The following is a 15,061-nucleotide window of genomic DNA, read 5'->3' on the forward strand; positions in this document are numbered from 1 at the left end:
GACCGCGCCGGACAAGCGGCCAGAGAAATACCGGACCCCGGGGAATACCAGCCCCGGAACAGGAGCATGGAATGCGTCCGGTCATTCCGGGCCGGGACATTCCCGGCCCCCACCGCGCCCGGCGGATTCGGGTTTCTCGCGTGGATTCGCCGGGCTTCCCTGATTCCCCCGGTTCGCCTGATTCCCCCGGTTCCCGGATCCACCCGGATCCACCCGGATCCACCCGGCCCCACACACCCAGATCCCCCCGATTCCCCTGAGACAGCAGCAGAGAAGGCGGAGTGAGCGACATGTCGGCCGATCGTGACGAGCAGCAGTGGTGGCAGGAGCGGCTCGCCGGACGCACCGAGCAGTCCGGGCCGCTGCTGCCCGGCACCGGGGCGGACGGTGAACCGTCCTCCGTGGTCGGGCAGTTGACCGACGGCTCGGTGGCGGGCCTGCGCGAGCTGGCCGTCCTGGCCGGGACCGGCCTGGAGGCGGTGCTGGTCGCGCTCACGGCCGCCTTCCTCGGCCGGGTCGGCCCCGAGTCCGACCAGCTCGTCGGTGTCCCGGCGCCCGGCCACCGGGCGCTGCCCGTCCGGCTCGACCCGGCGCCCGGTACCGCCCTGCCGGACCTGGTCGGGCTGGCGGCCGCCGCCCTCGCCGAGGCGATGGCCCACCGCGGTGTCGCCGCCGGGGAGTTGGCCGCGCTGCTGCCCGGCCGCCGAGCCGGCTACGGGGCGGCCGGCCCGCTGGTGCGCCTCGGTGAACCGTCCGCGGAGGACGGCGCCGAGGGCCTGACCGTCGCCCTGGACCCGGCCACCGGCCGACTCGCCCTGCAGGCCGGCCCCGGCAGCGTCTCCGGGCCCGAACTCGCCCTGCTGCACCGCTCGCTGTCGGCCTTCCTGGAGTCCGCCGGGCAGGGTGGCGCGGACCGTACCGCCGACGAACTCGACCTGCTGGACGGGCCGTTGCGGCACACCGTGGTCAGCGAGTGGAACGACACCGCCGCGCCGACGGACGGCCGCGCGGAGAACGTCGTGGCGGCTTTCGCCCGCCAGGTGCGCCGTGCCCCCGAGGCGGTGGCGCTGCGTACCGAGGACGGCCCGGTCGGGTACGGCGAACTCGACCGCCGCGCCAACCGGCTCGCGCACCGGCTGCTCGGCCTGGGCGTCGGCCCGGAGACCGCCGTCGCGGTGCTGATGGAGCGCTCCGCCGACCTGGTCGTCGCCCTGCTGGCCGTACTCAAGGCCGGCGGCGCGTACGTCCCGCTGCACGCCACCTACCCCGAGGCCCGGATGCGCTCGGTCCTCGAGCAGACCGGTGCGCCCGTCCTGCTCACCGACCGCGCCACCAGCCCCGGTGAGGCGTTCGCGGGCCTGGTCCGCACCCTCGTGGTCGACGCCGACCCCGGGCTCGCGCAGTGCCCCGACACCGCGCCCGCGACGCCGCCCGTCGAGCCCGGCCGGCTGGCCTACGTGATGTTCACCTCCGGCTCCACCGGCGCCCCCAAGGGCGTGGCCGTCAGCCACCGCGACATCCTCGCCCTCACCGCCGACCGCCACTGGGACGGCGAGGCCCAGGACCGGGTGCTGGTGCACTCCTCGCACGCCTTCGACGCGGCGACGTACGAGCTGTGGGTGCCGCTGCTCTCCGGCCGGCAGGCAGTACTCGCCCCGGCCGGGCAGCTGGACGCGCCGCTGCTGCGCCGGCTGGCCGAGGAGGACGGCATCGGCAGCGCCTTCCTCACCACCGCGCTGTTCAACCTGATCGCCGAAGAGGACCCGACGGCCTTCCGCACCCTGCGCCAGGTGTGGAGCGGCGGCGAGGCCTGCTCGCCCGAGGCCGTCCAGCGGGTCCTCGACCTGTGCCCGGACACCGAGTTCGTCCACGTCTACGGCCCGACCGAGACCACCACCTTCGCGACCTGCCTGCCGCTGCGCGCACCGCACCGGGTCGGCGCCACCGTGCCGATCGGCCGGCCCATGGACAACATGCGCGCCTACGTCCTGGACGACGCGCTGCGCCCCGTCCCGCCGGCCGTCACCGGCGAGCTGTACCTGGGCGGCGACGGCCTCGCCCGCGGCTACGTCGGCCGCCCGGGGCTGACCGCCGAACGCTTCGTGGCCAGCCCCTTCGAGCCCGGCGCCCGGCTGTACCGCACCGGCGACCTGGTGCGGTGGCTGCCCGACGGCACCCTGGAGTTCGTCGGCCGCGCCGACCACCAGGTGAAGATCCGCGGCTTCCGCATCGAGCTCGGCGAGATCGCCGCCGCGCTGGCCGGCTTCCCCGGCGTCGGCCTGCACACCGTGGTCGTCCGGGAGGACCGGCCCGGCGACAAGCGGCTGGTCGGGTACGTCGTCCCCGCCGACGGGGCCGTCGTCGACACCGCCGAACTGCGCGCGCACACCGCCGAACTACTGCCCGAGTACATGGTTCCGTCCGCCTTCGTGGTGCTCGACGCGCTCCCGCTCAACTCCAACGGCAAGGTCGACCGCGCCGCCCTGCCCGCCCCTGCCGCCGAGCCGGCCACCTCGCTGCGCGGCCCGCGCACCGCGGAGGAGGAGGTGCTGTGCGCGCTGTTCGCCCAGCTGGTGGGCCGGGAGCAGGTCGGCATCGACCAGAACTTCTTCGACCTGGGCGGGAGTTCGCTGCTCGGCATGAAGCTGGTCAGCCGGATCCGGGCCGCCCTGGGCGCCGAGGTGCCGTTCGCGGTCTTCTTCCGCGACCCGACCGTGGCCGGCCTCGCCGCCGCGCTGCGGGACGGCGGCGAGCGGCGTCCGGCGCTCACCGTCGCGGCCGTACGGCCCGAGCCGCTGCCGCTGTCGTACGCGCAGCAGCGCCTCTGGTTCCTGCGGGAGTGGGAGCAGGGCGGGGCGACGTACAACATCCCGCTGGCCCTGCGACTGCGCGGCCCGCTGGACGAGGACGCCCTGCGCGCGGCGTTGCGCGATGTGACGAGTCGTCATGAGGCCCTGCGGACACGGTACCCGGCGGTGAACGGCGAGCCGTACCAGGAGATCGCGCCGAGTGCCGGGATCCCGCTGGTGACGGCGACCGTGACGGAGGAGGACCTGGACGAACGGGTCGCCCGGGCCGCCGCCCACGCCTTCGACCTCGCCGCCGACATCCCGTTCCGCGCCGAGCTGTTGCGGCTGGGCGAGGACGACCACGTCCTGGTGCTGGTGCTGCACCACATCGCCGGTGACGGCTGGTCCCTGGCGCCCCTCGCCCGCGACCTCTCCACCGCCTACGCGGCCCGCGGCGCCGGTCACGCCCCCGACTGGGCACCGCTGCCCGTCCAGTACGCCGACTACACCCTCTGGCAGCGCGACCTGCTCGGGGCGGAGGATCAGGCCGACGGCCTGGCCGCCCGGCAGCTCGCCTACTGGACGTCACAACTGGCCGACGCGCCCGAGGAATTGGCCCTCCCCCTGGACCGGCAGCGGCCCGCCGTCGCCTCGCACCGGGGCGAGGTCGTCACGGCGCTGACCGGCCCGGAGCTGAACGACGAGCTGACCGCCCTGGCCCGCGAGAGCGGCACCACCCTGTTCATGGTCCTGCACGCCGCCGTGGCCACCCTGCTGTCCCGGCTCGGCGCCGGCACCGACATCCCCCTCGGCACCGCCATCGCCGGACGCACCGACGAAGCCCTGGACGACCTCGTCGGCTTCTTCGTCAACACCCTCGTCCTGCGCACCGACACCTCCGGCGACCCCACCTTCCGCGAACTGCTGGCCCGCGTCCGGGCCACCGACCTCGACGCGTTCGCCCACCAGGAACTGCCCTTCGAACGGGTCGTGGAGGCGCTCAACCCCGCCCGATCCACCGCCCGCCACCCGCTCTTCCAGACCATGCTCGTCCTGCAGAACAACATCGACGGCGTCTACGAGTTCCCCGGCGCCCATGCCGAGCAGCACCCGCTGGAGAAGCGCGCCGCCAAGTTCGACCTGACCTTCTTCGTGGCGGAGGACCCGGCGGGCGGCCTGCGCTGGGACGTCGAGTACGCCACCGACCTGTACGACCGCTCCACGATCGAGGCGATGACCGCCCGGCTGCTCCGGCTGCTGGCGGCCGTGGTCGCGGACCCGGACGCGGCGGTGACCGGGATCGAGCTGCTGGACACCGAGGAGCGTGAGCGCGTCCTCGGCGAGTGGAGCGGCGGCACGTTGGGCGGCACGGACGGGCGTTCGGTGCAGGCCGTGTTCGAGGAGCGGGTGCGGGTCAGCCCACAGGCCGTCGCGCTGGTCCAGGGCGACGAACGGGTGTCGTACGAGGAGTTGAACGCCCGCGCCAACCGGCTCGCCCGCCACCTGCGCGAACACGGCACCACCCGGGGCGAGACCGTCGGCGTGTACCTGGAACGCGGCACCGCGCTGATCACCGCGCTCCTCGCCGTCCTCAAGGCCGGCGCCGCCTACACCCTCCTCGATCCCGCCTTCCCGGTCGAACGGCTCACCGCCGTCCTCCAGGACGCCTCCGTCCGAACCGTCATCTCCCGCCGCGAACTCGCCCACACCCTCGGCCAAGGACCGGACTACGTCCTGCTCGACGCCGAACACCTCGACCAGCTCGACAGCGCCAACCTGACCGACCAGCCCGCAGGGGCCGACGACGCGGCGTGCGTGATGTTCACCTCCGGCTCCACCGGCCGTCCCAAGGGCGTCATCGCACCCCACCGCGCCCTGGTCACCACCTTCGTCGGCCCCGACTACCTCGAATTCCGCGCCGACGACGTCTACCTGCAATCCTCACCCGTCTCCTGGGACGCCTTCGCCCTGGAGGTGTTCTCGGCGCTGTACCACGGCGGCACGACCATCCTGCCGCTCAGCCCCCGCACCGACCTCGACGAGATGGCCCACCTCGTCACCCAGCACGGCGTCACCGTGCTCCAGCTCTCCGCCAGCCTCTTCAACGTCCTCACCGACGACCGCCCCGAGGTCTTCGCGGGCCTGCGCACCGTCATGACCGCCGGCGAAGCCGCCTCCGTCGCCCACGTCACCCGCGCCCGACAACTCCACCCCCACCTGCGCATCCTCAACGGCTACGGCCCCGTCGAATCCATGGGCTTCACCACCTCCTTCACCATCACGGACATCGCCCCCGGCACCACCACCATCCCCATCGGCACACCCCTCACCGGCAAACACGCCTACGTCCTGGATGACGGGCTGCGCCCCGTGCCGCCCGGCGTCACGGGCGAGCTCTACCTGGGTGGCGACGGGCTCGCGCGCGGCTACGCCGGCCGCCCCGGCCTGACCGCCGAACGCTTCGTGGCCGGCCCCTTCGCGCCGGGCTCCCGGCTGTACCGCACCGGCGACCTGGTGCGGTGGCTGCCCGACGGCACCCTGGAGTACATCGGCCGCCTCGACCACCAGATCAAGATCCGGGGCTTCCGCGTCGAACCCGGCGAGGTCGAAGCCGCGATCACCCGCTTCCCCGGCATCGTCCAGACCACCGTCCAAGCCCGCGAGGACCACCCCGGCGAGAAGCGACTGGTCGGGTACGTCGTCCCCGCCGAGGGAATCGTCGTCGACACCGCCGCGCTGCGTGCGCACGTCGCGGCGCTGCTGCCCGATTACATGGTCCCGGCGGCGTTCGTGGTCCTCGACGAGCTGCCGCTCACCCCCAACGGCAAACTCGACCGCCGAGCCCTACCCGCCCCCGCCACCGGCGCCTCCACCACCGGACGAGCACCCCGCACACCCGAAGAAGAAGTACTCTGCGCCCTCTTCGCCGAAATCCTCGACCTCCCCCGAGTCGGCGCCGACGACAGCTTCTTCGACCACGGCGGACACTCCCTCTCCGCCACCCGCCTGATCAGCCGCGCCCGCACCACACTCAACACCGAACTCACCCTGCGCGACCTCTTCGCCACCCCCACCCCCGCCGGCCTCGCCACCAAACTCACCCCCCACACCGGCACCCGGCCCACCCTCACCGTCGCGGCGGTACGGCCCGAGCCGCTGCCGCTGTCGTTCGCGCAGCAGCGCCTCTGGTTCCTGCGGGAGTGGGAGCAGGGCGGGGCGACGTACAACATCCCGCTGGCCCTGCGACTGCGCGGCCCACTGGACGAGGACGCCCTGCGCGCGGCGCTTGACGACGTGACGGGCCGCCATGAGCCTCTGCGGACGCGGTACCCGGCGGTGAACGGCGAGCCGCGCCAGCAGATCGTCGCGGACGCCCGGATCCCGCTGCTCACCACCCGCACGACGCCCGGGGAACTGGCCGGGCAGCTCGCCCGCGCCGCCACGCACCCGTTCGACCTCGCCGCCGACATTCCGTTCCGCGCCGAGCTGTTGACGCTGAACGATGGCGACCACGTGCTGTTGCTGGTGCTGCACCACATCGCCGGTGACGGCTGGTCGATGGCCCCGCTCGCCCGCGACCTCTCCACCGCCTACGCCGCCCGCACCAACGGCCACGCCCCCGACTGGGCACCCCTGCCCGTCCAGTACGCCGACTACACCCTCTGGCAGCGCGAACTCCTCGGCGACGACACCGATCCCGACAGCCTCGGCAGCCGCCAACTCGCCTACTGGACACGCCAACTCGCCGACCTGCCGGAAGAGGTCCAGCTTCCCCTCGACCGCCCCCGCCCCGCCGTCGCCTCGCACCGGGGCGAGGTGGTGACCACGCTGGCCGGCCCGGAGCTGAACGCCCAACTGTCCGCGCTGGCACGGGAGACCGGCACCACCCTGTTCATGATCCTGCAGGCCGCCGTCGCCACGCTCTACTCCCGCCTCGGCGCCGGCACCGACATCCCCCTCGGCACCGCCATCGCCGGACGCACCGACGAAGCCCTGGACGACCTCGTCGGCTTCTTCGTCAACACCCTCGTCCTGCGCACCGACACCTCCGGCGACCCCACCTTCCGCGAACTCCTCGACCGGGTACGCCGGACCGACCTCGACGCCTACGCCCACCAGGAACTGCCCTTCGACCGCATCGTCGAAGCCGTCAACCCCACCCGCTCCACCGCCCGCCACCCCCTCTTCCAGACCATGCTCGTCCTGCAGAACAACATCGACGGGGTCTACGAGTTCGCCGGCGCCACCGCCGAACCGCACCCGCTCGACCACCGGATCGCCAAGTTCGACCTGACCTTCTTCGTGGCGGAGGACCCGTCCGGCGGCCTGCGCTGGGACATCGAGTACGCCACCGACCTCTTCGACCGCGCCACCGTCGAAGCGGTGGGCCGACGCCTGCTACGCCTCCTGACCGCCCTCGCCGCCGACCCCGACGCCCCCGTCGGCCAGGCCGACCTCCTCACCCCCGAGGAGCGGGACCGCATCCTCGGCGAGTGGAGCGGCGCCGCCCACGACGGCGCCGATGGGCGTTCGGTGCAGGCCGTGTTCGAGGAGCGGGTGCGGGTCAGCCCGCAGGCCGTCGCGCTGGTCCAGGGCGAGGAACGGGTCTCCTACGAGGAGTTGAACGCCCGCGCCAACCAGCTCGCCCGCCACCTGCGCGAACACGGCACCACCCGGGGCGAGACCGTCGGCGTGTACCTGGAACGCGGCACCGCGCTGATCACCGCGCTCCTCGCCGTCCTCAAGGCCGGCGCCGCCTACACCCTCCTCGACCCCGCCTTCCCGGTCGAACGGCTCACCGCCGTCCTCCAGGACGCCTCCGTCCGAACCGTCATCTCCCGCCGCGAACTCGCCCACGCACTCGGCCAAGGACCGGACTACGTCCTGCTCGATGCCGACGCCGAACACCTCGACCAGCTCGACGGCCACAACCTCGCAGAGGCATCCGTAGGGGCGGACGACGCGGCGTGCGTGATGTTCACCTCCGGCTCCACCGGCCGCCCCAAGGGCGTCATCGCACCCCACCGCGCCCTGGTCACCACCTTCGTCGGCCCCGACTACCTCGAATTCCGCACCGACGACGTCTACCTCCAGTCCTCACCCGTCTCCTGGGACGCCTTCGCCCTGGAGGTGTTCTCGGCGCTGTACCACGGCGGCACGACCATCCTGCCCGTGAGCCCCCGCACCGACCTCGACGAGATGGCCCACCTCGTCACCCGCCACGGCGTCACCGTGCTCCAGCTCTCCGCCAGCCTCTTCAACGTCCTCACCGACGACCGCCCCCAGGTCTTCGCGGGCCTGCGCACCGTCATGACCGCCGGCGAAGCCGCCTCCGTCGCCCACGTCACCCGCGCCCGACAACTCCACCCCCACCTGCGCATCCTCAACGGCTACGGCCCCGTCGAATCCATGGGCTTCACCACCTCCTTCACCATCACCGACGTCGCCCCCGGCACCACCACCATCCCCATCGGCACACCCCTCACCGGCAAACACGCCTACGTCCTCGACGCGAACCTGCGCCCCGTCCCCACCGGCGTGCCGGGCGAGCTGTACGTCGCCGGATCGGGCCTGGCCCGCGCGTACGCCGGGCGGCCCGCGCTCACCGCCGAGCGGTTCGTCGCCAACCCGTTCGTCCCCGGCACCCGGATGTACCGCACCGGCGACCTCGCCCACTGGCGGCCGGACGGCACCCTGGAGTACGCCGGCCGCCTCGACCACCAGATCAAGATCCGGGGCTTCCGCGTCGAGCCCGGCGAGGTCGAAGCCGCGATCGCCCGCTTCCCCGGCATCGTCCAGACCACCGTCCAAGCCCGCGAAGACCACCCCGGCGAGAAGCGACTGGTGGCCTACCTCGTCCCCGCGCCGGACACCGCGATCGGCACCGGCGCAGTCCGCGACCACCTTGCCGGGCTCCTCCCCGAGTACATGGTCCCGGCGGCCTTCGTGGTCCTCGACGAGCTGCCGCTCACCCCCAACGGCAAACTCGACCGCCGCGCCCTACCCGCCCCCACCACCGGCGCCTCCACCACCGGACGAGCACCCCGCACACCCGAAGAAGAAGTACTCTGCGCCCTCTTCGCCGAAATCCTCGGCCTCCCCCGAATCGGCGCCGACGACAACTTCTTCGACCACGGCGGCCACTCCCTCTCCGCCACCCGCCTGATCAGCCGCGCCCGCACCACACTCAACACCGAACTCACCCTGCGCGACCTCTTCGCCACCCCCACCCCCGCCGGCCTCGCCACCAAAGTCACCCCCCACACCGGCACCCGGCCAGCCCTGCGCACCACCCCCACCAGGCCGGACCCGCTCCCCCTCTCCTACGCCCAGCAGCGCCTCTGGTTCCTCCGCGAGTGGGAGCAGGGCGGCTCGTCCTACAACATCCCGCTCGCCCTGCGACTGCGCGGCCCGCTCGACCAGCAGGCGCTCCAGGACGCGCTGAACGACGTCGCCGGGCGGCACGAGGCCCTGCGCACCCGCTTCCCCGCCACCGGCGGGACTCCGCGCCAGCAGATCGCCGCCGATGTCTCGATCCCGCTGCGGGTCGCGGCCTGCCCGGGCGTGGAGCTGGCCGGGCACCTGGCCCACGCGGCCCGGTACTCCTTCGACCTGGTCGCCGAACTGCCGCTGCGGGCCACGCTGTTCAGGATCGGCAAGGACGACCACGTGCTGGCGCTGGTGCTGCACCACATCGCCGGTGACGGCTGGTCGATGGCACCGCTCGCCCGCGACCTCTCCACCGCCTACGCCGCCCGCTCCAACGGCCACGCCCCCGACTGGGCACCCCTGCCCGTCCAGTACGCCGACTACGCCCTCTGGCAGCGCGAACTCCTCGGCGACGACACCGATCCCGACGGCCTCGGAAGCCGCCAACTCGCCTACTGGACACGCCAACTCGCCGACCTGCCGGACGAGCTGGAGCTCCCCCTCGACCGCCCCCGCCCCGCCGTGGCCGGTACCGACGCAGACGCGGTCACCGTCACCATCCCGGCGCCCTGCCACGACCAACTCACCCGGCTGGCACGGGAGACCGGCACCACCCTGTTCATGATCCTGCAAGCCGCCCTGGCCACGCTCTACTCCCGCCTCGGCGCCGGCACCGACATCCCCCTCGGCACCGCCATCGCCGGACGCACCGACGAAGCCCTGGACGACCTCGTCGGCTTCTTCGTCAACACCCTCGTCCTGCGCACCGACACCTCCGGCGACCCCACCTTCCGCGAACTCCTCGACCGCGTCCGCACCGCCGACCTCGACGCCTACGCCCACCAGGAACTGCCCTTCGACCGCATCGTCGAAGCCGTCAACCCCACCCGCTCGACCGCCCGCCACCCCCTCTTCCAGACGATGATCCTGCTCCAGAACACCGGCGACGGGGTCTACGAGTTCGCCGGCGCCACCGCCGAACCGCACCCGCTCGACCACCGGATCGCCAAGTTCGACCTGACGCTGGGGCTCACCGAGGCCCACGACGACCAGGGCCACCCGGCGGGCATCAGCGCCGAGTTCGAGTACGCCACCGACCTCTTCGACCGCGCCACCGTCGAGGCGATGAGCCGCAGCTTCCTCCGGCTGCTGGAGGCCGTCACCGCCGATCCGGACGCGCCCGTCGGCCAGGCCGAACTGCTCGGCCCGGAGGAGTACGACCGCATCCTCACCGAGTGGAGCGCCGCCGTCCCGGCCGGACTCTGGCAGGAGGTGGCGGAAGCGGCAGCGGCAGCGGAGATAGCGGAGGAGGACGCCCGCGACAGCCGGACCGCGTACGTCCTGGACGAGGCGCTGCGGCCGGTCCCGGCGGGCGTCCTCGGCGACGTGTACCTCGCCACGGCCGCTCCGACCGCCCTCGCCACCCCCGCCGCCCCCCGGGCGGCCGACCGCTACGTGGCCGACCCGTACGGCGGCCCCGGCGCCGTCATGTACCGCACCGGCCGCCTCGGCCGCTGGCACGCGGAGGGCCGACTGGACCTGCGGGCGCCCGCCACCCCGGCCGGGCCGGCGCCCGTGACCGTCGCCGAGCCCCCGCGCCGGAACGGGCCGCGCAACCCGGTCGAGGAGGTGCTGTGCGCGCTGTTCGCCGAGGCACTGGAGCTGCCCGAGGTCGGCGTCCAGGACAACTTCTTCGCCCTGGGCGGGTATTCGCTGATGGCCACCCGGCTGACCAGCCGGATCCGCGCGGTGCTGGGCGCCGAGGTCGGCATCCGTACGCTCTTCGCCAACCCGACGGTGGCCGGCATCGCCGCCGCCCTGCGGGACGGCGAGGCGCAGCGCCCGGCGCTGACCGCCGCCGCCGTACGGCCCGACCCGCTCCCCCTCTCCTACGCGCAGCAGCGCCTCTGGTTCCTCGGCGAATGGGAGGAAGGCGGATCGGCGTACAGCATCCCGCTCGCCCTGCGGCTGCGCGGCGCGCTCGACCTGCCCGCGCTGCAGGCCGCGCTGAACGACGTCGCCGGGCGGCACGAGGCGCTGCGCACCCGCTACCCGTCGGCGGCGGGCGAGCCGTACCAGCAGATCCTCGCGGACGCCGGGATCCCGCTGGTCAGCCGCCGCACGACGCCCGGGGAGCTGGCCGGCCAGCTCGCCCGCGCCGCCGCCCACCGTTTCGACCTCGCCACCGAACTGCCCGTTCGGGCCGAGCTGTTGACGCTGAACGATGGCGACCACGTGCTGCTGCTGGTGCTGCACCACATCGCCGGTGACGGCTGGTCGATGGCCCCGCTCGCCCGCGACCTCTCCACCGCCTACGCCGCCCGCTCCAATGGCCACGCCCCCAACTGGGCACCCCTGCCCGTCCAGTACGCCGACTACGCCCTCTGGCAGCGCGAACTCCTCGGCGACGACGCCGATCCCGATAGCCTCGGAAGCCGCCAACTCGCCTACTGGACAGGCCAACTCGCCGACCTGCCGGAGGAGCTGGAGCTCCCCCTCGACCGCCCCCGCCCCGCCGTCTCCTCCCACCGCGCAGGCGCCGTCACCATCGACCTCCCGCCGCACGCGCACGGTCAACTCACCCGGCTGGCACGGGAGACCGGCACCACCCTGTTCATGGTCCTGCAAGCCGCCCTGGCCACGCTCTACTCCCGCCTCGGCGCCGGCACCGACATCCCCCTCGGCACCGCCATCGCCGGACGCACCGACGAAGCCCTGGACGACCTCGTCGGCTTCTTCGTCAACACCCTCGTCCTGCGCACCGACGTCTCCGGCGACCCCACCTTCCGCGAACTCCTCGACCGGGTACGCCGGACCGACCTCGACGCCTACGCCTACCAGGAACTGCCCTTCGAACGCATCGTCGAAGCCGTCAACCCCACCCGCTCCACCGCCCGCCACCCCCTCTTCCAGACCATGCTGCTGCTCAAGAACGGCAGCGGCGACGGCCTGGCCCTGCCCGGGCTGGAGACCTACGAGCACCCGCTGGACCTGCACGTCGCCGAGTTCGACCTGCTCTTCGGCGTCACGGAGGAACCGTCCGGCGGCCTGCACTGGACCATCGAGTACGCCACCGACCTCTTCGACCACGCCACCGTCGAGGCGATGAGCCGCCGCCTGATCCGCCTGCTGGACGCGCTGGCCGCCGACCCCGACGCCCCCGTCGGGCAGGCCGACCTCCTCGCCCCCGAGGAGCGGGCGCGCATCCTCACCGCCTGGAGCGGCGACACCGTCGAGCGGCCCCGCCCGCTCGCCGAGCGGCCGGTGCACGAGTTCTTCCAGGAGCAGGCCCGCACCCGGCCCACCGCCACCGCGCTGGTGTTGAACGAGGAGCGGATCGGCTTCCGCGAGCTCAACGAGCGGGCCAACGTGCTCGCCCGGGAGCTGATCCGGCGCGGCGCCGGCCCCGAGGAGCGGGTCGCCGTCCTGCTCCGGCGCTCGACCGCCTCGGTGGTGGCGCTGCTCGCGGTGCTGAAGGCGGGCGCCGTGTACGTCCCCGTGGACACCGGGCACCCGGCGGACCGGATCGCCTACATCCTGCGGGACGCGGCGCCCAGGCTGCTCCTCACCACCTCGGACCTCGACCCGGCTCTCACCGGGGGCGCCCCCGTACTCCTGCTGGACGGCCTGCCGGACACCCAGCACAAAAACACCACCGACCCGAGCGCCGACCCGACCGACCACGACCGCCGCGCGCCCCTGCGGCCCGCCCACCCCGCGTACCTGCTCTACACCTCCGGTTCGACCGGCCGCCCCAAGGGCGTGGCGGTCGAGCACCGGGCGCTGACCAACCTGTTCCACAGCCACCAGGAGACGCTGTTCGCCGAGCACCTGGCCGCCACCGGGCGGCCGGCGGCCAGGGTCGCGGTGACCGCGCCGCTGTCCTTCGACGCCTCCTGGATGGGCCTGCTCGCCCTGTTCGCCGGGCACGAGCTGCACCTGCTGGACGACCCGACCAGGCGCGACCCGGCCGCGATGGTCGGCTACGTCGGCCGGCACGGCGTGGACTTCCTGGACACCACCCCCACCTACGGCCTGGAGATGCTCGAACACGGCCTGCTCTCCACGCCCGCGCTCACCCCCCGCACCCTCACCTTCGGCGGCGAGGCGATCCCGGAGCCGCTCTGGCGCCGCCTGCTCGCCGAACCCGCCACCACCGCCCACAACTTCTACGGCCCGACCGAGTGCACCGTCGAAACCCTCACCACCCCGCTGGAGGCGACCGACACCCCGGTGATCGGCCGGCCGATCGCCAACGCCCGGGTGTACGTGCTGGACGAGGCGCTGCGGCCGGTGCCGGCGGGCGTCACCGGCGAGCTGTACATCGCCGGGGACGGGCTGGCCCGCGGCTACGCCGGGCGGCCCGCGCTGACCGCCGAGCGCTTCGTGGCCTGGCCGTACGGCGACGGCACCCGGATGTACCGCTCCGGCGACCTGGCCCGCTGGCGGGCCGACGGCAGCCTGGAGTTCTGCGGCCGGGTCGACGACCAGGTCAAGCTCCGGGGCTTCCGGATCGAGCTGGGCGAGATCGAGGCGGCGCTCGGGCGCCACCCCGGTGTCGCGGCGGGCGCGGTGGTGGTCCGCAAGGACCGGCCGGGCGACCGGCGCCTGGTCGGCTACCTCGTCCCGGCCGCCGGCGCCGAACCGGACCAGGCGGAGCTGCGCCGCTTCCTCGCGACGGCCCTGCCCGAGTACATGGTCCCGGCGGCCTTCGTCCCGCTCGCGGTGCTGCCGGTGACCGCCAACGGCAAGCTCGACCGGCGGGCGCTGCCGGCGCCCGAGTACGGCGGGCTGGGCCGGGCCCCGGGCACGGCGCTGGAGCGCGCGCTGGCCGCGGTCTTCGCCGAGGTGCTGCAGGCGCCCCGGATCGGCGTGGACGACAGCTTCTTCGATCTCGGCGGGCACTCCTTCCTGGCCGCCCGCGCGGTGAACCGGATCCGCACCGAACTCCCCGACGCCCTGTCCGACCTGACCCTGCAGGCCTTCTTCCGGACGCCGACCGTGGCCGGGCTCGCGGCCCACGCCGGGGGCGGCCCGGCCGCCCCCGGCGCCGACCCGCTGGTCCCGCTCAGCACCCGCGGCAGCCGTCCGCCGCTGTTCTGCGTGCACCCCGTCACCGGCCTGAGCTGGTGCTACGCGGGCCTGGCCGGAGCGCTGCCCGACCGTCCGGTGTACGGGCTGAACGCGGACCTCGACCCGGCCGGCCGGCACCCCGACCTGACCGCGCTGGTCGACGCCTACCTGGCCCGGATCCGGGCCGTCCAGCCCACCGGCCCGTACCACCTGCTCGGCTGGTCGCTCGGCGGCAACCTCGCCCATGCGATGGCCTGCCGGCTGCAGGAGCTGGGCGAGCGGGTCGGCCTGCTGGCCCTGCTCGACTCCTACCCGATGGGCCCGACCGGCGCCGACCACCCCGGCACGGACCACCCCGGCACGGACCACCCCGACACGGACCACCCGGGCGCGCCCGCCTTCGCACCGGCGGAGATCGCCGGCTTCCTCGACCGGGAGGGTGCCGAGGGCGCCGGCGCCGCCCTGGAGCCCGCGTTCGTCGCCTCGCTCGCCGAGGCGGCCGCGCACACCGTCGCCCTGGTCGAGGCCGCCGCCCCGGGCCGGTACGACGGCGACCTGCTGCACGTCACCGCCACCGCGGGCCGCGAGCCCGGCGCACCCGTCCCCGCGGACTGGCAGCCGTACCTCACCGGTCGGATCGCCGGCCACGCGGTCGACTGCGAGCACCTGGACATGACCCGCCCGGGCCCGCTCGCCGCCGTCGCCGAACTGCTCGCCCGCGACCCGCGGTTGGCCTGATCCGCGGCTGGCCTGATCCGCGGCTCGCCCGA

Annotated in this window: 1 protein-coding gene; it reads left to right on the plus strand. The window is 74.0% G+C overall.

Annotated features, from left to right (window positions below):
• Positions 1 to 290: 290 nt before the first annotated feature.
• Positions 291 to 15,029, plus strand: a complete 14,739-nt coding sequence (locus tag AC0B61_RS25630) for a non-ribosomal peptide synthetase (protein WP_471743093.1) — start codon at positions 291 to 293, stop codon at positions 15,027 to 15,029.
• The last annotated feature ends 32 nt before the right edge of the window (positions 15,030 to 15,061 follow it).

Source organism: Kitasatospora sp. NPDC023385, assembly GCF_055664045.1.

Coding starts and splice junctions, on each gene's coding strand:
- AC0B61_RS25630 (WP_471743093.1), top strand. CDS start 291: ATGTCGGCCGATCGTGACGAGCAGCAGTGGTGGCAGGAGCGGCTCGCC.